General features: G+C 36.7%; 18 protein-coding genes and 1 tRNA gene. 12 read left to right on the top strand and 7 right to left on the bottom strand.

Features of this window, described 5'->3' with window-relative positions; all coding sequences use genetic code 11:
- Positions 1-48: 48 nt before the first annotated feature.
- Entirely contained in the window at positions 49-1,788 is a 1,740-nt protein-coding gene (locus tag DES48_RS09600) for an ABC transporter ATP-binding protein (RefSeq protein ID WP_113868772.1), read from the bottom strand.
- A 188-nt stretch (positions 1,789-1,976) separates the two neighbouring features.
- On the opposite strand from DES48_RS09600, the gene DES48_RS09595 reads away from it, so the two are divergent.
- From DES48_RS09595 to DES48_RS09575, 5 genes are all read left to right on the top strand, one after another.
- Positions 1,977-2,618 carry a pentapeptide repeat-containing protein gene (locus tag DES48_RS09595; RefSeq protein ID WP_170126199.1) on the top strand — a complete coding sequence of 214 codons (642 nt, stop codon included), beginning with the start codon at positions 1,977-1,979 and terminating at the stop codon, positions 2,616-2,618.
- Positions 2,619-2,663: 45 nt separating this feature from the next.
- Positions 2,664-3,548 (top strand): 5'-3' exonuclease, encoded by an 885-nt coding sequence (locus DES48_RS09590; RefSeq protein ID WP_113868767.1) that lies wholly within the window; start codon positions 2,664-2,666, stop codon positions 3,546-3,548.
- A 309-nt stretch (positions 3,549-3,857) separates the two neighbouring features.
- Positions 3,858-6,500: a cation-translocating P-type ATPase gene (locus DES48_RS09585; protein ID WP_113868765.1), complete on the top strand. Its 2,643-nt coding sequence runs from the start codon at positions 3,858-3,860 to the stop codon at positions 6,498-6,500.
- Between the two features lie 149 nt (positions 6,501-6,649).
- Positions 6,650-8,323 (top strand): sensor domain-containing diguanylate cyclase, encoded by a 1,674-nt coding sequence (locus DES48_RS09580; RefSeq protein WP_113868764.1) that lies wholly within the window; start codon positions 6,650-6,652, stop codon positions 8,321-8,323.
- A 163-nt stretch (positions 8,324-8,486) separates the two neighbouring features.
- Entirely contained in the window at positions 8,487-9,110 is a 624-nt protein-coding gene (locus tag DES48_RS09575; RefSeq protein WP_113868762.1) for an SGNH/GDSL hydrolase family protein, read from the top strand.
- Between the two features lie 182 nt (positions 9,111-9,292).
- On the opposite strand, the gene DES48_RS09570 is transcribed toward DES48_RS09575, so the two are convergent.
- Both DES48_RS09570 and DES48_RS09565 read right to left on the bottom strand, forming a co-directional pair.
- Positions 9,293-9,427 carry a lmo0937 family membrane protein gene (locus tag DES48_RS09570; RefSeq protein WP_113868760.1) on the bottom strand — a complete coding sequence of 45 codons (135 nt, stop codon included), beginning with the start codon at positions 9,425-9,427 and terminating at the stop codon, positions 9,293-9,295.
- Positions 9,428-9,472: 45 nt separating this feature from the next.
- Positions 9,473-9,973 carry a DNA topology modulation protein gene (locus DES48_RS09565; RefSeq protein WP_113868758.1) on the bottom strand — a complete coding sequence of 167 codons (501 nt, stop codon included), beginning with the start codon at positions 9,971-9,973 and terminating at the stop codon, positions 9,473-9,475.
- Positions 9,974-10,294: 321 nt separating this feature from the next.
- Between DES48_RS09565 and DES48_RS09560 the strand changes: the two genes are divergently transcribed.
- From DES48_RS09560 to DES48_RS09540, 5 genes are all read left to right on the top strand, one after another.
- Positions 10,295-10,368: transfer RNA gene (locus DES48_RS09560), tRNA-Gly, on the top strand.
- A gap of 134 nt (positions 10,369-10,502) precedes the next feature.
- Positions 10,503-12,203 (top strand): ABC-ATPase domain-containing protein, encoded by a 1,701-nt coding sequence (locus DES48_RS09555; protein WP_113868756.1) that lies wholly within the window; start codon positions 10,503-10,505, stop codon positions 12,201-12,203.
- Positions 12,204-12,215: 12 nt separating this feature from the next.
- Positions 12,216-13,355 (top strand): tRNA epoxyqueuosine(34) reductase QueG, encoded by a 1,140-nt coding sequence (queG, locus tag DES48_RS09550; RefSeq protein WP_113868754.1) that lies wholly within the window; start codon positions 12,216-12,218, stop codon positions 13,353-13,355.
- Positions 13,356-13,407: 52 nt separating this feature from the next.
- On the top strand, positions 13,408-14,283 hold the full coding sequence (locus DES48_RS09545; RefSeq protein WP_113868752.1) for an amidase domain-containing protein: 876 nt from the start codon (positions 13,408-13,410) through the stop codon (positions 14,281-14,283).
- Positions 14,284-14,355: 72 nt separating this feature from the next.
- A complete protein-coding gene (locus DES48_RS09540; RefSeq protein ID WP_113868750.1) occupies positions 14,356-14,835 on the top strand; it encodes a tRNA (cytidine(34)-2'-O)-methyltransferase in 480 nt (159 codons plus the stop codon).
- Positions 14,836-14,941: 106 nt separating this feature from the next.
- On the opposite strand, the gene DES48_RS09535 is transcribed toward DES48_RS09540, so the two are convergent.
- From DES48_RS09535 to DES48_RS09520, 4 genes are all read right to left on the bottom strand, one after another.
- Positions 14,942-15,808 (bottom strand): metal ABC transporter permease, encoded by an 867-nt coding sequence (locus DES48_RS09535; protein WP_113868748.1) that lies wholly within the window; start codon positions 15,806-15,808, stop codon positions 14,942-14,944.
- Entirely contained in the window at positions 15,805-16,677 is an 873-nt protein-coding gene (locus tag DES48_RS09530) for a metal ABC transporter permease (protein ID WP_113868746.1), read from the bottom strand. The genes DES48_RS09535 and DES48_RS09530 overlap by 4 nt, the downstream gene beginning before the upstream one ends.
- A 1-nt stretch (position 16,678) precedes the next feature.
- Complete coding sequence (locus DES48_RS09525; protein ID WP_079709050.1) at positions 16,679-17,431, bottom strand: metal ABC transporter ATP-binding protein; 753 nt, start codon at positions 17,429-17,431, stop codon at positions 16,679-16,681.
- An 81-nt stretch (positions 17,432-17,512) separates the two neighbouring features.
- Positions 17,513-18,454, bottom strand: coding sequence for a metal ABC transporter solute-binding protein, Zn/Mn family (locus tag DES48_RS09520; RefSeq protein WP_113868744.1), 942 nt, complete (start codon positions 18,452-18,454; stop codon positions 17,513-17,515).
- 258 nt (positions 18,455-18,712) lie between these two features.
- Between DES48_RS09520 and DES48_RS09515 the strand changes: the two genes are divergently transcribed.
- The gene (locus DES48_RS09515) at positions 18,713-20,608 is read left to right on the top strand and encodes a PrkA family serine protein kinase (RefSeq protein WP_113868742.1); all 1,896 of its coding nucleotides are present in this window, start codon (positions 18,713-18,715) and stop codon (positions 20,606-20,608) included.
- 161 nt (positions 20,609-20,769) lie between these two features.
- Positions 20,770-21,153 carry a GntR family transcriptional regulator gene (locus tag DES48_RS09510; protein ID WP_079709053.1) on the top strand — a complete coding sequence of 128 codons (384 nt, stop codon included), beginning with the start codon at positions 20,770-20,772 and terminating at the stop codon, positions 21,151-21,153.

Genomic DNA, 21,153 nt, shown 5'->3' with positions numbered 1-21,153 from the left:
AACAGTTTTCGATTCGGATTTTTTAGTTCATTCGTAGTATGGAACTAATTAAGACATCAAGCTTCCATTTGTCACTGGATCAAATTGAATATTGTGTAAATGAGCAAAAATCCCGTTCTTAGCTAACAGCTCATCATAGCTTCCTTGTTCTGCAATTCCATCATTAGTGACCACAATAATACGATCAGCGTCACGAATAGTTGCTAGACGGTGGGCAATAACTAATGTTGTACGGTTTTCAGCTAATTCAGTTAACGATTTTTGAATGATTCTTTCTGTTTCTGTATCAAGTGCTGAAGTTGCTTCATCTAAAATTAATATTGGTGGATTCTTTAAAAAAGTTCTTGCAATGGCTAATCGTTGTTTTTGACCACCAGATAATTTTAAACCTCTTTCTCCAATTTGTGTATTATAACCATGTGGCAAGTTTTGAATAACTTCATCAAGATGTGCCTTATGAGCAGCTACTCTAATTTCTTCCTCTGTCGCATTTCTTCTCCCGTAAGCAATATTCTCGCTGACAGTACCATTAAATAGAAATACATCTTGTTGAACAATTCCAATTTGCGAACGTAATGATTTTTTAGTCATGTCACGGATGTTAATATGATCGATGCTAATGCTACCGTCATCAATATCATAAAATCGAGGGATTAACGAGCATATCGTTGTTTTACCTGCACCAGAAGGGCCAACAAAAGCAACCGTTTCTCCTGGACGAATGTTTAGGGAGATATCGTTCAGAACAGATTTATGTTGATCGTACGAGAACGATACGTGATCAAACGTGATGTCCCCAATCAATTTCTTAACTGACATAGCATCTTCTTTATCTTTAATCTCGGGTTCTTGCGCAATCAGCTCTTGGAATCGTTTAAATCCTGCCATCCCTTTTGGATATAATTCAAGCAATGCACTGACTTTATCAATTGGTTTAATTAACACATTGGTATAAAGAACAAAACTAACTAATTCTCCTGCAGTGAGTTGGTTTTTGTAACTAAGCCATGCCCCAACAACAAGGACAAGCAGTGTAAGTAAACGCGTCATCATATATATGCTAGAATGAGTGGCAGCCATCACACGGTAAGCGCCTATCTTGGCTTTGCGGAACAAATTGTTATCGGTTTTGAACCGATTGATTTCAAAATCCTCATTGGTAAATGATTGCACGACACGAACACCAGATACTGCATCTTCCACACGACCATTAACATCTGCAATTCGGCCATACATATTATGCCAGGCTTTATTCATCGCGATATTACAGTACGTTACAAGTGCAATTAAGAAAGGAACCATTACTAGCGCAATTAAAGCTAGAGTTGGATTGACATAAAACATAATCGAAAAAGCTCCTGTAAATGTCATAATAGAAATAAATGCATCTTCAGGACCGTGGTGTGCCAACTCTCCGATATCAAATAGATCATTAGTAATTCGGCTCATAATGTGTCCTGTTTTTGTATTATCAAAAAAAGTGAATGATTGCCGTTGTACATGTGTAAAAAGTTGCTCACGCATATCTGTTTCAATATTAATGCCTAGTTTATGCCCTAAGTAGCTAACAATATATTGTAAAAAAGTACTTAATAGATAAACAACGAATAAAAGTATGCTGACAGTTGCAATTAAACCCCAGTTCTCTTGTGGTAATAAGCGATCAATAAAACTTTGTACAGCAACTGGAAAGGCTAATTCCAATAAGGCCACAAAAATGGCACTAAAAAAATCAATAAGAAACAATCGTTTGTGTGGCTTGTAGTAAGAAAAAAATTGCTTTAGCATGTCTTTATTCTCCTTATGTTAGATTAAATAATGTTGAATTATTACAATAGGCTGTTTTGTTGAAAATCTTGCTTATTATAGCATTTTTTCTTCTTATATGCTTTAATTATTGTTTAACGTTCTGGTACAAGCTTTGTGATACAATGGATAATAGATTAAAGCATGAAAGAAATGGAGCGAAATCTACGATGGCTATAACTGTGCACAGACCAAAAGTAACGGCGGAAGACAAAGTAGCATTTAGTCAGGTTTATGATGAACAGGAACCGTATATTAAACAAGTTATTATTGAAGATTGCACCATTGATGGACCGTTAACAGAAGCATTTGAATGTATTGATGTTATCTTCAAGAATGTCAGATTTGAAGGTATCGCACTTAGCAAAATGTATCTACGCGATGTAGTGTTTGAAAAATGTGATTTGTCGAATGCGCAACTTGAAGAAATCACCATGAAACGTGTGTTATTTGACAATTGTCAGATGACAGGAGCAAATTTTGCAGATGGGTCGTTAATGGATGTTCGATTTCATCAATGTAATATGCTGCTTGGTGGATTTGGATATGCCAAACAAAAACAAGTTATTTTTGATAATTGCATACTGAAACAAATTGATGCCTTTGAAAATGCACTAACAAGAGTAGCTTTTCAAAGCTGCGATTTGACAGGAGCAAATTTTTCTCATACACCATTAAAAGGCATTGATCTTAGTACTTCCTATTTTGAACAGATGACGGTAGGAATCAATGATGTAAAGGGCTGTATTGTAAATGAAACGCAAGCAACAGCCTTTTCATCCTTATTAGGATTAGTAGTGAAAGATAGATAGAGATTCATCCGAAGCACATATGAATAAAAAAAGGGGTAGTTACGCTTGTGGCAACAAGAAAAATTGTTATTAATTGATGGATTTAATTTACTCAGTCGAAGTTATTTTGCGACTGCTTATAATAAAACAGAAGACCAATTGACTAGAAATAGTAGCGGCTTATATACAAATGCATTAAGGGTCTTTTTTCAAAAAATGTACAACTTAATTAAGCAACATGGAATGACCCACATTGCGATTGCTTGGGATGTGAAGCGGGAAGAAACAGACAGAAGACAGGCGCATGATTTTTATAAAGCTAATCGTAATGAATTACCGCCCGCACTTATTCAACAATATGAGACGTTAACGAAAGCCTTAGATCAAATTGGTATGACACAATTTGTGATTGCACCACATGAAGCGGATGATATTATCGGAGCGCTTTCTCATAAGTGGTCACTTGAAAAAGAAATGCCATGTTTTATCTATAGCAATGATAAGGATTTACTACAGTTATTAAATCCTTTCACATCACAAATTATGGCACAAAAACGTCAAGAATTGGTGTATACAGTGGAACATTTTGAAGCAGAATATGGTATTCAGCCAAGCCAATGGATTGATGTAAAAGCACTACTGGGAGATAGTAGTGATAATATACCAGGTTGCCCAGGAGTGGGAGCTAAATCTGCTTTACCACTTATTCAACAATATGAGACGATTGAGCAATTATTTAATCAACTAGATGTACTTGATACAAAATTTAACCGTTATAAAAAGAAGTTGACAGCAGGGGAGGCATCCGCATTTATGAGTAAAGAACTTGTTACAATCAACCGGAACATTCCAGAAATAGAAGCAGTCAATTTAAACGAATTGCTTCATGAAGTTGATGAGCAAGTTGTTCGGAAAACAATGGATGAACTAGAACTTAGAATAAAACTCTAATGGCTTGACAAACGTATGCTTTCAACTTAAGATTAAAGTAATTATAAAGGGGAGTAGCTGATACAATTATGTCGTCATTACGAGAATAATCTCCGGCATGATTGGCAACTCACGTTGTTAGCAAGACCTTTACCGTAGATAATGCTGTCTGCGGTAAAGGTCTTTTTTATGAGTTATTTTAGCTACTTTGGTTTAAACTATGCAAAAAGCAGGTAATGCATGCAATAAAGCTTTTTAGTGGAATAAGGAACATTCAAACAGATATTTAACGCGATCAAGAAATAAACTTGCGAGGAGATGGTGAGGTAAATGGAATTTTATCGCTCGACAAAAGAAGATGTGTTGCAAGAAATCGATGCAACAGAACAAGGGTTATCTTCTGCAGAGGTAACCAAGCGATTAGAACGTGATGGTTACAATGAATTTGAAGATAAAGAAAAAGTCCCTACATGGAAGCTCTTCTTAGAGACATTTAAAGATGCGATGGTTATTGTTTTACTGGTTGCAGCAGGGGTTCAGCTGCTATTAGGTGAGTATGTTGAAACGATTGTCATCGTCGTTGTACTAATTATGAATGCCATTATAAGTGTCGTTCAAACGAAAAAAGCAGAAAGCTCACTGGATGCATTAAGAGATATGTCCGCACCCGAAGCGAAAGTATTGCGAAATGGTTCGAAACAGACGATTCCTGCGCGTGAACTTGTCCAGGGTGACATCGTTTATCTTGAAGCAGGTGATTACATACCAGCCGATGGACGAGTGTTAGAGAGTGGCTCACTAAAGGTCAACGAGGGACAATTAACAGGAGAATCAGAAGCTGTTGACAAACAAATTCACCCGATTGACGAGGAGGCAGCTTTAGGTGATCGAACCAATATGGTATTTAGTAGTTCCTTAGTTGTGTATGGCCGTGGAACATTCGTCGTTACAGGGACAGGAGAGCAAACAGAGATTGGTAAAATTGCTAACTTGCTTTCAACAGCTGAAAACAAGCAAACCCCGCTACAACGAAAATTAGATGCTTTTAGTAAAAAACTTGGTATTGGAATTTTAATTTTATCTATTGTGATTTTTGTGGTTCAAGCTGCTCGAATTTGGTTAGGAGATAATACTGCAGATCTTGCCACTGAAATTCTTAATGCTTTGATGTTTGCGGTAGCAGTAGCAGTAGCAGCGATACCAGAAGCACTACAGTCTATTGTTACAATTGTATTATCCGTTGGTACCAACAAAATGGCAAAACAACACGCGATTATACGTAAGCTTCCAGCCGTGGAGACATTAGGATCAACAAGTGTTATCTGTACAGACAAAACAGGTACATTAACGCAAAATAAAATGACAGTGACGGATTACTTTATACCCGAAGGTGAACAAGAACACCTTGCTGAAAGTCCAGAGAACTGGAATCAGTCTGAACGTCTGCTAGTTGATATTGCAGTGTTGTGTAACGATTCCTATATCAACAATGATGGACAAGAAGTGGGAGATCCCACCGAAGTTGCGTTAATTAACTTTTCAAATGATAATAATCAAGATTACTTAGAACTACGTGACAAACATAAACGTGAAGCGGAGTTACCTTTTGACTCTGATCGTAAATTAATGTCCACGATGCATACCCTTAATGGTGAAAAAATGATGCTGACAAAAGGTGGACCTGATGTCATGTTTAAGCGGGCTAGCTATATTCTTGTGAACGGGGAAGAGCAAGCTTTAACACAGGGATGGATTGATAAACTACATGAAGCGAATGAAGATTACTCAAATCAAGCTTTACGCGTATTAGCCTATGGTTATAAAAAATTTGATAATAATAAAGAAGCATTACAATACGAAGATGAGAATGATTTAGTCTTAGTCGGTTTAACAGCAATGATGGATCCACCACGTGAAGCGGTGTATGGTTCCATTGAGCAAACAAAAGGTGCTGGCATAAAAACTGTAATGATTACTGGAGATCACAAAACGACTGCACAAGCAATTGGACGTCAAATTGGCTTAATGGAAGAAGACGATATTGCATTGACTGGTCAAGAATTAGATGCTATTTCAGATGAGGAATTAGATGAAAAATTAGAGCATATTACTGTTTATGCACGCGTATCACCAGAAAATAAAATTCGAATTGTTCGTGCTTGGCAGCGAAAAGACCAAATTTCAGCAATGACTGGTGATGGTGTCAATGATGCACCTGCATTGAAACAAGCAGATATCGGAATTGCTATGGGAAGCGGTACAGACGTAGCGAAAGATTCTGCTGCAATGATTTTAACCGATGATAACTTTGTTTCAATTGTTAATGCAGTCGGTGTTGGACGAACGGTATTCGATAATATTAAAAAGGCAATTGGTTATTTGTTCGCAGGAAACCTAGGAGCGATAATATCCATTCTTTTTGCAGTTGTGTTCGGATGGGCAAACCCATTTACAGCGCTACAACTATTATTCATTAACCTGGTCAATGATTCATTGCCAGCTATTGCATTAGGAATGGAAAAATCAGAACCAGAAGTGATGCGTCGTAAACCACGTAATGTTAACGAAGGTATTTTCTCAGGAGGAACCATGCGTGCCGTGATAACAAGAGGAAGCATGATCGGTATTGCTGTTATCATTTCCCATTTTATTGGTTTACAGCACTCAACTGAAATGGGTGTGGCAATGGCATTCACAACCTTAATTCTATCTCGTACATTGCAAACTTTTGCAGCTCGTTCAAATACACAAACGCTATTTGGTGTAGGGTTATTAACAAATAAATATGTACTTGGAGCTGTACTTGTATGTTTTGCGCTCTACACTATTACCATTTTACCATTTACAAGAGGTGTTTTCTCGATACCAGCTGCATTTGGTTGGAATCAATGGCTTATAGCAACCGGCTTAGCTGTAGCGGCAGTCATTATGATGGAAATTGTAAAAGTTATATACAACAAAACTGCAAAATAATAGTGAAAAAGCTTCGGAATTCCGAAGCTTTTTTTGAGTGATAATATCAAGAGCTGGGATTATAATGTAATATGTAGAATTGTTTAATTGGAAATATGGTATAATAGTTTTGGGTAATTTATACTTTTGATAAAAGGGGGAAAGCATGGTTGAATGATAATCAGTTAAATTATCTCTCCGTTTATAATGGGATTCAAGATATGGTGTTTGTCATGTGTGTGAGTTCTGATCAACGTTATTTTTATTATGAATTCATTAATGAAAAAACAAAAAAGATAACTGGCTACACCGATGATATCATTGGTAAAGAACTAGCGGAGGTTAATAGCGGTGCTCTGCTTAACGTATTGCATGAAAAATATCGAAAAGTAGTAATGCTAAAACAACCAATTACTTATGAAGATTCTTTTCATGCGCGACACGCTGGAGATAAAGTGAGTGAAACCACATTAACCCCTATTATCGTCGATGGTAAAGTGAAACAAGTAGTTGCTCTGACGCGTGATATTACTACTTTAAAAGAAGCGGAATATGAAAAGAAAATATCACAAGAGAAATTACGTTTTAGTAGACAAAGATATAAGGCATTATTTGATCAAAACCCGGATGCAATCATTTACTTAGATTTGGACGGTAATATAACAAATGGAAATAATGTGTTTGAACAATTATTTCGTATACATTTAGATAAAAAAACAATCGCTTTATTGTCGCTCATACATAATCCCGATCAAACCAAAGTTAGCGAGAGTTTTTTACAAGCGAGAGATGGAAAAACGACTTATGTGGAAACACCAATATTAACGACAACAAATGTTGAAATACATTTACAATTTAAATTTGTTCCAATAAAGGTGCACAATACAATACACGGTGTTTATGCTATTATCAAAGATATGACAAAAGAACACAAGGCAAAAGAGGCACTGATAAAAAGTGAACAACGATTTCGCCTAATTGCTGAGAATTCGTATGATTTAATATCGTTATTAGATAGCAATGGAAAAATAGTCTATGCATCCCCATCTTATGCCTACATTCTGGGCTACCCTGTATACTATTTTGAAAGTCACCCGATAACCAATTTTATCAATAAAGAAGATCAAGCAGCAGTAGAAGAAAAAATAAAGCAAGCGGTAACGCACCAGTTATCGTTTACAATAGAATGTCGAATTTATAATCGCTTGAATGAATGGTTATGGTTTGAGATAAATGGTCAACCAGTTTTTACAACAGACCATGAGTTCAAACACCTTGTGGTAGTAGGAAGAGATATTACCGATCGGAAACGATATGAAGCACGCTTAAAAACACTAGCTTATCATGATTCATTAACTGGATTACCGAATCGTCGCTTGTTTCAAGATCGATTAATGCAAACAATGGCAACTAATGAGCGTAATCAAAATCGTTTTGCGATTGCAATGCTAGACTTAGATGATTTTAAACAAATCAATGACCAAAAAGGCCATGATGTTGGGGATGCAGTGATGCAAGAACTTGGTAAAAGGTTAGAACAATCAGTCCGCGAAATGGATACAGTTGCAAGGTTGGGTGGAGATGAATTCATTATACTACTTCCAACTATCGAAACAAAAGCAAATGTAGAAACAGTTCTTAATAGAATCAAAGCACAATTGCAAAACCCTTGGATTATTGAGCCCTATCATCTCACCATTACAGCTAGTATTGGCGTCATTCTCTCAGATGGCAAGGGATTTTCAACTAATTATTTAATGAAACAAGTCGATGAAGCATTATATAAAGCAAAGAATAATGGCAAAAACAGTGCTGTGATCGAAATACATGAAACAACTAATTAACCCCTGTAGCTAAACGTTAGTCACAGGAGTTTTTTATGTTTATTCAACATAAAAATGGTAAAACAAGAATAGTGAAGCGACATTCATCTAGTTTATACATAGTTTTTTTGTAATCAAAGTGCCATAATAAGGATATAGAAATTTGTAATGGAGGAGAAATTATATGCAGAATAAACGAATTGTTTTTATTGGTGATAGTATAACGGAATGGGGAAGAACAGATTCGGAACCGTTAGGAACAGGCTATGTAAATCTAATTCACGATTATTGGTTAGTTTCTAATCCGAATCAAACACCTGAGATAATAAATAAAGGTGTTGGTGGGGACCGTGTTGTTAACTTACAAGAGCGTTGGGATCAAGATGTACTGGCACTTAAACCAGATATTTTATCAGTTTCTATTGGAATAAATGATGTTTGGCAACAATTAGATAATGTTGATATGGAACAAGTTTATCCAGAGCGGTTTGAATCCATTTATCGAGAATTGTTAGAAAAAACGATAGCGTTTACAAATAGTGAGATTATTCTCATGGAACCAACAATTATTGAAGAAACAGTTGCATCTGAAGGAAACCAATTATTAAAAGCTTATGTAGATGCGATTCACCGATTGGGTAGTGAGTTTAATTTAGTGATAGTACCAACTCATACAGCTTTTTTAAATTATTTGAATTCAGAGGCAACAGAACAATTAACCATTGATGGTGTACATATGAATAGCGCTGGTAATATGTTAATGGCAAAAACATGGTTAGAAACATACGATAAAATCAAAATGAAATAATAGCAATTCAATTCCTTTAAAAATTATCTTTTATTACAAACCGGTCGGATGAACTCAGTTTGTTAAGCGTCCTAATTACTAAGAGAGAACTATAATAAGTACATTTTATTATAGTTCTCTTCTTATTTGAACATATTTATAATTATTATTTGTTTACATGAACTGCCATTCTGTTAAGGCAATCATCTCCTGAGCATTTTTGCGATAAACACAACTAATGCAATAATTAACAGAATGTGGATTAATCCACCAGCAACATCCACAACAAAGCCAATTAACCAAGCTAATAGTAGAATACCTATAATTGTCCAAATCATATTTAGCCACCTTTCTTATAACCACGCTACCCGTATATGAAGGAGCTAAACATGTTGTAAAAAGTTGTGTGTTTGCTTTGGGCTATTTAATTCAATGTAGTTAATATGTGAGGCGGCTTTGATTTTTCTTTTTAGCTTAGGGGCTTTGTCTTTTTGAAAGCGAGCAACCCACTTAAAAAATTCCATATCAAGTTTTTCAGTGCAACCTTCACCCATATCCGGCCTTGTTTTGTTATGATATTGTATTCTTCTCTTTACAATCCCATAAAGGCATCTCCAAGTAGGATAATTTAAAAAAATAACTGTATCTGCTTGTTTTAAACGAAGATCCAAGGTACCTGAATAATTTCCATCAACAATCCAACTATCTTGTTGCATTAGTCCAAGTTGAATATCAACTAATTCTTCTCTACTAATGGATACCCAATTCGGTTTCCAAAAATAACTATCTAAATGATGTACAGGTATATGTAATTTGTCTCCTAATTGTTGAGCTAATGTTGATTTACCTGCACCCCCACTTCCAACAATAATTATTTTTTTCATCTCAATCGCCTCCCACTTATTTTGATTTTTTGTGCATCATCTATGTTTCGTATAGTACAGTATAATATATATGATACCTTTATGTTAGAGTTATCTATTAATTTTGTAATTTGGTGTTGCAAGGTTTGTAGAAAGTTGTTATAATTTTATACATCGATTCAAAAATTATCTTACCATGCGGGTGTAGTTTAGTGGTAAAACCTCAGCCACGAGCGAGTAATCATCGAGTTGTCCCGAAGCATTCGCTCCATTGATTCATACGAGAAGATGCAGGGACATGGAAGCGCGTAATTAAATTGAGTACATAAATTATCTTACCATGCGGGTGTAGTTTAGTGGTAAAACCTCAGCCTTCCAAGCTGATGTCGAGGGTTCGATTCCCTTCACCCGCTCCATACATATGTCACAACGCAGTATTTCGTTGATAGCAACGAAGTATTGCGTTTTTTCATGTTGCAAATCAGCTTTACCGATTTGCTTGAAAGAGGTACAGTTAAGATTGTATGCTATTAGGTAGAGGTGTTATAAAGTGAAAAAATTACAAAATAAATTAAGAAATATAAATGGAAAAGGGTACAAGGCTTACAAGGAAATACAAGGAAAATATTCTTTTCATCGTTATGAAGTCCATGTGGATTATGTACAAGGTGATCCATTTGCTTCTCCTTCTAAAATCCGCATTGTTATTCCAAATGAATATCGAACGATTTATCCGGAATGGAAACTGGAGGCCAACAGGAAAATATATGCGGAAGATTGGATTGCCCGATATGTTGCAAAAGCGATTAATAAAAATAGTGCCGAAGCCAAAGGTTCAGGAAAAAGTGGCATTATCAAAATAGATGCACCCGGACAAGAAATTCTAGATCGCACAGCAGTACAAATAGATGAAGCGCATGTTACCATTTGCCTATCTATCGGTTTACCTGCATTCGGAAGAAAAATTAATGGCAAGGGCGCGGAGTCGCTATTTTTTGATGCGATCCCAGCTATTCTAACTGATTCGATATTTGCTGTAACCGATAAAGCGATTGAACGAGTAGTCCAACTTGCTGACCAGCATCAAGCTATCCGTAAAGAAATGAAAGCAAATGGATGGATTAGTTTTGTCGCTGATGGTTCTATTCTGCCGAGAACGAGTGGTATTAGTAATCGACCACTAAAAGACGCTATTGCCTTTGAAAGTCCAGTGCAAAATAAAGTGTCGATTCAATTGCCGCATCGTGAGCAACCGATTACAGGTATGGCGATTTCAAAGGGAATTACCTTAATTGTTGGTGGCGGTTACCATGGGAAAAGTACATTACTAGCTGCAATTGAGCGTGGTGTCTATCATCACATAGAGGGTGATGGTCGAGAATTTGTTTTAACTGATCCGGCGGCTGTCAAAGTACGAGCGGAAGATGGTAGAAAAGTAACTGGCGTTAATATCTCTCCATTTATCAATGACTTGCCTCAAGGTCAAAAAACCAAGCATTTTTCAACTGATAATGCTAGTGGAAGTACGTCCCAAGCAGCAAATGTTATGGAAGCAATTGAAGCTGGTGCGAACACATTGCTTATTGACGAAGATACTAGTGCAACCAATTTTATGATTCGAGATCAACGGATGCAAGCTTTAGTCAATAAAGACAAAGAACCAATCACACCATTTATTGATAAAATAAAACAAATGAAAGAGCAATTAGCTATTTCAACTATTTTTGTTATGGGTGGATCAGGTGATTATTTCGATGTAGCTGATCAAGTAATTATGCTCGACCATTACCATGTTTATAACGTAACCAGTCGAGCGAAAGACATTGCTGGAAAATATCCAATCACAAGACAATCAGAAGGATTAGATGCATTTGGTGAGGTGTCCAATCGTATATTCTTACCAAATACAATCCAAGCACAACAAGGTAAAAAATCAAAAATCCAAGCAAAAGGTTTAACTACGATTATCATCGGTAAGAACGATCTTGACTTAATGTATGTGGAACAATTGGTGGATACGTCACAAACGTCGATGATTGCTGCTATTATTCGTTACGTGGATAAACAAGGACTATTAAAACAAGGAAAAACATTGACTGAACTGTTAGATGATATAGAAAGGAAAATGGATCAAGCTGGACTTGCAGCTTTTGCGCCTTTTCCAAAGCAGCATCCAGGAGATTTGGCTCGACCACGTCGCTTTGAAATTGCTGCAGCATTGAATCGAATTCGTACTGCGAAAGTAAAATAAGGTGGTTAAGTTATGGCATATGAAACATTGAAAGAGGAAATTATCGCGTACGGTAAATCAATTGGTATTGATAAGATTGGTTTTGCAGCAGCGAATGAGTTTGCTGAAATGAAATCGCGATTGAAATTACAACAAGATTCTGGCTACCAATCTGGATTTGAAAAAGGTACCATTGAAGAGCGGACAGAACCAACCCTGCATTTGTCGGATGCACAGTCGATTATTGCGATTGCAGTTGCCTATCCTTCTCGAATGAAAAATCCGCCAAAGAATAAGAAAGGTTCCCGCCGGGGCAATTTTTGTCGTGCTTCTTGGGGATTGGATTATCATCATGTGCTAAATGGAAAGCTGGAGCAATTAAGTACTTTTATTGCTTCAAAAATTGCTGGTTTTGAGTCTCGGTCCATGGTAGATACAGGTGAACTTTCCGATCGGGCGGTTGCTGAACGAGCGGGTATTGGTTTTAGTGGGAAAAATACCATGATTATTACGCCAGAATTTGGTTCCTATGTTTATTTGGGAGAAATGATTACCAATATTCCATTCCCCCCAGATGAACCAGTAGATGATGGATGTGGAGATTGTACCAAATGTCTTGATGCTTGTCCCACGGGGGCATTAGTAGAACCAGGTCGATTGAATGCTCAAAATTGTATTGCTTTTGTCACGCAAACGAAAGGATTTTTACCAGACAAGTATCGTGAAATTATGGGGAATCAATTATATGGCTTTGATACTTGCCAAGTCGTTTGTCCGAAAAATAAACAAGTCGATACGCATTTACATCCTGAACTGGAACCAGAACCCGACCTAGTCAAGCCAGAACTCCTTCCACTTCTTTCGATATCTAATCGAGAGTTCAAGGAAAGATTTGGTTCTATGGCAGGTTCTTGGCGAGGGAAAAAACCAATTCAACGAAACGCTATTATTGCTTTAGCACATTATAAAGAAACAACAGCGATACCAGAGCTTATTCGTTTGATGAAGGAAGACCCACGACCAGTAATACGAGGAACTGCTGCATGGGCGATTGGTAAAATAGGAACAGAAGATGGTTTAGCAGCAATAAAACAAGCCCAAACAAACGAACAAGATGAACAAGTATTGCATGAAATGGAAAAAGGTTTAGCTTATTATACCCAAGTAACCTAACTACATGTTCCCTGCTATTTGCGCATAAGTATGAATAGAAGGGGGAATGATGATGACGTTAGCAAACGAACTTACAAAATACTGGGAAATACAACTGGATCCAACTAATAAAGATAATAAAGTGGATAATTGGGTTCAATATAAAAAACAAATCCATAGCCAGAGAGGGAATCATATACCACATATATCTGGTACTGGAGCAATTATTGGTCGCTTGCGACTAGAACGTCACGAAGTAAGAGTAAACTACTTACTTCGTGTAACGTTTCTAGTTCGGCAAGCGCACTTTTTTTATCATGAAGAACAATTATGTGAACATCAAGCAATATTTTACAAAGGAAAATTGATCGAAGACAAACTAGTAACGACTCCTATTTCTAATGAACCTAAGCAAATAGAACAAAGATCCATTGCCAAAAACGATCGCTTCTCAAACCAACGTTTCAACTATGACAGAAGAGCGGCAGTAAATTATGCAGAGCGCTGGTGGGATGATTATAATCCAGCGTATAAGCAGTTTGATGTTGATTGTACGAACTTTGTTTCACAAGCGTTGCATGCTGGTGGGGCTCCCATGCGTGGCTATCCAGACCGAGCAAAAGGTTGGTGGTATCGCGATAACAATTGGTCTTATAGCTGGGCAGTTGCTCATTCCTTACGCTGGTATCTTAGTGGTTCGCCGCAAGGATTAAAAGGAAAAGAAGTGGACAGCGCAAACCAACTCTTACCTGGAGATGTCATTTGCTATGACTTTGAGGGGGATGGAAAATGGAATCACAATACTATTGTTGTGATGAAAGATCAAGAAGGGATGCCATTAGTGAATGCTCATACCAATAACAGTCGTCATCGTTATTGGAGTTACGAGGACTCTTATGCTTGGACACCTGAATGTCAGTATAAGTTTTTTCAAATTGGCGTGAACTGATCAAACTTCTCAACAATAAGTTAGAAAGTATGCTATAATAATTTAGTTATTATTGTTTTAGAGGTGAAAAAAGTGGGTTTACATATTGTACTATATCAACCTGAAATTCCAGCAAATACAGGCAACATTGCACGAACGTGTTTAGCAACGAACGCAACATTACATCTCATTCACCCACTGGGGTTCTCAACAGATGATAAAATGCTTCGTCGAGCGGGCTTAGACTATTGGCATGATGTTAACATCCTTTACCATGATTCATTAGCAGAATTGTATGAAGCTAATCCAGCTGGTGAATTTTATTATATTGAAAATTTTGGTTCCAAATATTACAGTGATTTTGATTTCAGTGATGCAAAGCAAGAATTGTTTTTTGTTTTTGGCAGAGAAACCAATGGTATTCCAAAGCCGCTTTTAGTGGGGAAAGAAGACAGGTGCTTGCGAATTCAAATGGCACAGAATGATAAAGTTCGTTCCCTGAATTTATCCAACACAGCTGCAATCATTGCTTATGATGTATTAAAACAACAAAGATTTCCAAATATGCATTAAAAATAGGCTAGAGAATGATGCTACCGCCCCCGAAAGTTTAGAATAGAAAACTAACTTTTGAGGGTAAGCACCAATTCCATGCCTATTTTTGATTGACTTTTGCCTCTTAATAATGCGTACTTAACTTTTTAATTATTAACCCGTTTTTTGGATTAAATAGAAAAGCAAGTAAAAACAATAAACCTGTCATCGTTGCCATCGATCCAGCAATGGAAACATTTAATAATATAGAAAAACCATAGCCCAGCAAAGCGGCTATTACACCAATTACACCACTTAAAAGGATAACGTGTAAAAATCGCTCCGATAGTAAATAAGCAGTGGCACCAGGTACAATAAGCATAGCAACTACTAAAATTGCTCCCACACTGTTAAATGAGGCTACTGTTGAAAATGACACCATTGTCATTAGTAAGTAATGAATAAAAGTTAACGGTACACCAACTAATGTAGCGAACTGTGGATCAAATGTAGACATTTTGATTTGCTTATAGAATAACGTGATAAGTAGTACGTTAGCGATCAAAGCAAAACCGAGCATCCACACAGCTTGAGGGCCATAAGATTGCCCTTTTATCATCATTGTATCCCATGGTACAAAGGCAATTTCGCCCATCAACGCATGATTGGTGTCTAAATGAACCTGGTCGCCAATGAGAGAAATTAAGATAACACCTAATGCGAATAAAGAAGTGAAGACAACGCCAATTGCAGCATCTGATTGCACCCCTGATTTATTCAGTACTTCTACAAGATAAGCAGTTAATAAACCAACCACCGATGCACCAATTAACATTGGTACACCATTTAATGAATGGCTAACAAAAAAAGCACCTACAATCCCCAACAATACGGTATGGCTGATGGCATCCGCAATCATAGACATTTTACGTAGGACTAGTAAAGATCCAGCTATTCCACAAGTTAATCCAACGAGACAGCCCGTGAGAATAATCCAAAACGTGTACATCATCTGACTTTCACCGCCCTTAAAAATAATCCTTTACGCTGTCCGATTAGTAAACTAATAAAGAATATTACAGACGCGCTTAATACTATCATTGGTCCTGTTGGTAAATTACTAAATAAAGTGCTAGTAATAGCACCGATCAAGCCAGAAATACTACCAAATACACCAGCTAACCAGGCCATGACAGTCAGGTTATCCGTCCAATATCTTGCTGCTAAAGCAGGCGTAATTAATAATGCTGCAATCAAAACCACACCTACCATTTGGATGCCTATTACAACAATCCCAACGACTAACGCTAACAATAAACCATTGAAAAAACGCACATGAATACCGATGTTCTTGGCGAAGGAAGGATCAAAAATACTAATCTTAAATGCTTTGAAGCAGATTGTTGTGATAAGAACAAGAATAAGTGAACTGATAGCAACTAATTGTACATCACTTCGAACCAATGAGGCGGCTTGACCAAAAATAAATGCATCTAGTCCAGCCTGGTCACTCGTGAAGTTTTGTTGGATATATGTCAATAATACAATACCAAATCCAAAGAAAACTGAAATGACAATTCCAATAGCAGCGTCTGATTTAATCTTCGAATGATTAACAATTACTTGAATCGCATGTGTTGCAATTAAACTTGTAACAGCAGCACCAACCAAAAGAATAGGTAACGATTTTTCTTGGAAAATCATAAAACCAATACAAACACCCGGAAGCGCAGCGTGTGACATTGCATCACTAATCAAGCTTTGTTTTTTTAGTAATACAAAACTTCCAATCATTCCGCTTGCAAAACCGAGTATTAAACTACCGATTAATACCCAACGGACATTGGCGCTAGATAAAAAAGATTGATAGAAATCTAGCACCTTATTCACCTCCTTGAATCAAAACTGGTGATTTTTCAAGAAAGGAAATTTTCCCACCGTAAGTCTGTTCCAAATTATTTAAATTAAACACGCGCTGCGTCTCTCCATATTGAATTGGCTTCTTGTTTAGCAACAGGACGTGGTCAAAATAATCTTCCACTGTTTGTAAATCATGATGGACAACAAGCACGGTTTTCCCTTCTTTTTTCCATTCTTTCATCAACTGAATAATCGCTTTTTCTGTTTGCGCATCTACGCCAGCAAATGGCTCATCCATAAAATAGATACTTGCATTTTGCGCTAACGCACGTGCAAGGAAAACGCGTTGCTGCTGCCCCCCTGAAAGCTGACTAATCTGTCGGTTGGCATAAGCAAGCATACCAACTTTTTCTAAACATTGTTTCGCCCAACTAATTTCTTCTTTTTTAGCTCGTTTAAAGAAACCTATTTGTCGATATCTTCCCATTAATACAACATCAAGTGCATTTGTAGGGAAATCCCAATCTACCTCACGTCGTTGTGGTACATACCCAATTAGATGTTTTTGTTCGGTATAGGGTTTGCCAAAGACATTCACATGTCCAAATTTTCTGGGAATAAGATGAAGCATTGCTTTAATCAAGGTGGATTTACCCGCACCATTCGGTCCAAGAATACCAGTGAGTGATCCTTTTGGTACATGGAATGAGACATCTTCAAGTGCGGGTTGTTTATCATAAACTACTGTTAATTGTTGCACAGTAATGGCGTTCATATTATGTTTCCTCCATTTTCATACTAGTATAATAAATGTAGGGAAAGGACAGACTGTGCCTTCTCTACGCAAAAATTCACGTTATTTTAACGCATCAACGATGGTATCAATATTATGCTTAAACATCCCTACATACGTGCCTTCTTCTGTTCCTGCTTCTCCCATAGCATCGGAATACAATTCACCACCGATAGAAACCTCATGTCCTGCTTCTTTCGCGCCTTCTACTACTGCGTTAATCGAGCGTTCATTGACACTACTTTCAACGAAAACACCTTTGATGTCGCGATCCACAAGTGTATCGACAATTTTTTGTACATCACTAACACTAAAATCAGATTCTGTACTTATACCTTGAAGCCCAACAACATCAAATCCATATTCTTCACCGAAATAGTTAAAGGCGTCATGAGCGGTCACCAGCACTCTACTTTCTTCTGGAATTTCTGCTGCTTTTTCTTTGATATAACCTTCTAATTCTGTTAACGCATTTAAGTACGCATTCGCATTTTCTGTATAACTTTCTTCGTTTGCTTTATCTAAATCAATAAGTTCATCTCGAACGGCTTCAACGGCGTACTTCCAATTTTCAACACTGAACCAAACGTGTGGATCGTGAATGGAAGGATCTTCAGGATCACTTAATAATTGATTTTCAGGAATATTCTCTCCTACCGCTATCGTCGGTTTTTGTTCTTTCATTTTTTCAAAGATTTCTCCCATTTGACCTTCAAGATGTAAACCGTTGTAAAAGATAACATCTGCGTTGTTTAGTTTTTCAATATCTCCTTGCACTGCATTATAGGTGTGTGGATCAGTTCCAGGTCCCATTAAGCTACTCACTTCTACGTTTTCTCCCCCTACGTTTTTCACAATATCTTGTATTTGAGCGATGGTAGTAGCTACTTTAATTGATTCACTGCTTTCACTAGTACCTTCACCATTTGTAGAATTGCTACCGCATGCCACCAAACTAACTAAAAATACAATGCTTAATAAACTGAAAAAAACTTTCTTTAACACGCTTAATTTCCCCCTATCAATTTTAATGTCGTTTAACTAACTTAGTTACCTATAACTAAAAAAGTTTCCTTAAGGAAAATTATATGGATATTATTACATATGTCAAGGAGAATTGATAATAAGTTTCAATTAAAATAATATAAAATGTTTGAACACACGCCATCAAGTTAAGCCCATAATCGCAGTTATATCATTTTATGGAGACATCCCTCATAAAAATAGAAGTAGCTTATTCTAAAGAATTAGGGAGGCAACTTAATGGATATATTAGGAAAAGTAAAGGCGTATCGCGAAAAACAAGAAAAATTGAAATGGGAAGGAACCCTAGCTGATTATTTGGAACTGCTAAAGGAGCGGCCATACTTAGCGCAGTCTGCTCATTCACGAATCTATCAGATGATTCAATACCATGGGATCGAGGAATCAGAAGAATTGAAAAAATATAACTTTTTTCAAGATCAAATATTTGGTTTAGAGGAAGCGTTAGAGCGTTTAGTAGAAGAATATTTTCATCCTGCAGCAAAACGATTAGATGTAAGAAAACGTATTTTGTTATTAATGGGCCCAGTTAGTGGCGGTAAATCAACAATCGTTACTTTATTAAAAAGAGGGCTGGAAACGTATACCTATACAGATGAAGGTGCTGTCTATGCGATTCAAGGATGCCCGATGCACGAAGATCCATTGCATTTAATTCCGCATGAGTTTCGAGAAGAATTTGAAGATAAGTATGGAATTCGTATCGAAGGACATCTTTCACCACTCAATACCATGCGTTTAGAAAAAGAATATGGCGGAAAAATTGAAGATGTTATGATTGAACGTATCTTTTTCTCTGAAGACAAACGAACAGGAATTGGAACGTTTAGTCCATCAGATCCAAAGTCACAAGATATTGCTGATTTAACAGGATCAATTGATTTTTCTACATTAGCAGAGTACGGTTCCGAATCAGATCCACGCGCTTATCGATTCGACGGCGAACTGAATAAAGCAAACCGAGGATTAATGGAATTTCAAGAAATGCTGAAAAGTGATGAAAAATTTCTATGGCATCTGTTGTCACTTGCCCAAGAAGGTAATTTTAAAGCAGGGCGATTTGCGTTAATTTCAGCAGATGAACTAATTGTCGCGCACACGAATGAATCTGAATATCGATCTTTTATTGCAAACAAGAAGAATGAAGCATTACATTCGCGTATGATCGTCATGCCGATTCCATATAATTTAAAATTGAGTGCTGAAGAAAAAATTTATCAAAAAATGATTGATGAAAGTGATATTAGTGATGTGCATATTGCGCCACATACGCTCTATATAGCAGCAATTTTTACGATATTAACGCGATTAAAAGAATCAGAACAAGGAAATATTAGCTTATTGAAAAAATTATATCTCTATGATGGGCAAACAGTCGAAGGTTTTAGCGATGCTGATTTACCAGCTTTGAAAAGAGAATTTTCTAACGAAGGCATGGATGGTATTGATCCAAGGTATGTCATTAATCGTATTTCTTCTACGATTATTAAAAAAGAGATGACAGCAATCAACGCGCTTGATGTGTTGCGTTCATTAAAGGATGGTCTTGACGCACACCCATCCATTTCAAAAGACCAGAAAGAAAAATACTTGAACTTCATTTCGATTGCGCGCAAACAATATGATGAATTAGCGAAAAAAGAAGTCCAAAAAGCATTTGTATATTCGTATGAAGAATCAGCCAAAACCTTGATGGATAATTATTTGGATAATGTTGAAGCTTTTTGCCATCAAACCAAACTCCAAGATCCATTAACAGGCGAAGATATGCAACCAGATGAAAAGTTGATGCGCTCGATTGAAGAACAAATCGGTATTTCGGAAAACGCAAAAAAGGCATTTAGAGAAGAAATCCTTATCCGTATTTCGGCTTATGCACGCAAGGGGAAAAAATTTGATTATCAATCCCATGAACGATTACGCGAAGCAATCCAAAAGAAATTATTTGCTGATTTAAAAGATGTCGTTAAAATAACAACATCTTCAAAAACACCAGATGAACAGCAATTAAAGAAAATGAATGAAGTTGTTGCTACGTTAATTGATGAATATGGTTATAATTCAACTTCCGCCAATGAACTTTTGCGTTATGTAGGTAGTCTATTAAATCGCTAGGAAAATGTTTTTTAACTATACATGTGTTTTTAATCCCGTATCGTACGTATAGATACGGGATTTTGGTGTGAAATTAGTTTTTAATACTTTTGTTCTATACAATATAGAACAGTTCTGTTATACTGTTTATAGAACAAATGTGGTGAATGAGGTGATTGAAAATGTTAACGGTTGAACCAACTTCGTCGATACCTATCTATATACAGCTTCGTAATCAAGTGATGGAAGCGATTGCTAGAGGAGAATTATCGACAGGTGACACATTGCCTTCGGTTCGAGCTTTGGCTGCGGATCTTGGTGTGAACATGCATACAGTAAACAAAAGTTATCATGAACTTGTTTCCAAGGAGATAATTGAAATAGTTCCTAAAAAAGGGGCTGTTATCATCGCAAACAACAAAGAAAATATTTCTGAAGAACGTCTTGAATCCTTAAGCAACGAATTGAAACCACTTGTTACAGAGGCACTTGTACATGGAATAAATGAAATAAAGTTGCATGATTTGGTTTCTAAAATAATGAAAAATATCAAGGAGGTTGAATGA

Origin of the sequence: Paraliobacillus ryukyuensis, assembly GCF_003315295.1 — a bacterium.
In the GTDB taxonomy this organism is placed as follows: Bacteria; Bacillota; Bacilli; order Bacillales; family Amphibacillaceae; genus Paraliobacillus; species Paraliobacillus ryukyuensis.
This window is presented reverse-complemented; position numbering and strand designations above follow the sequence as displayed.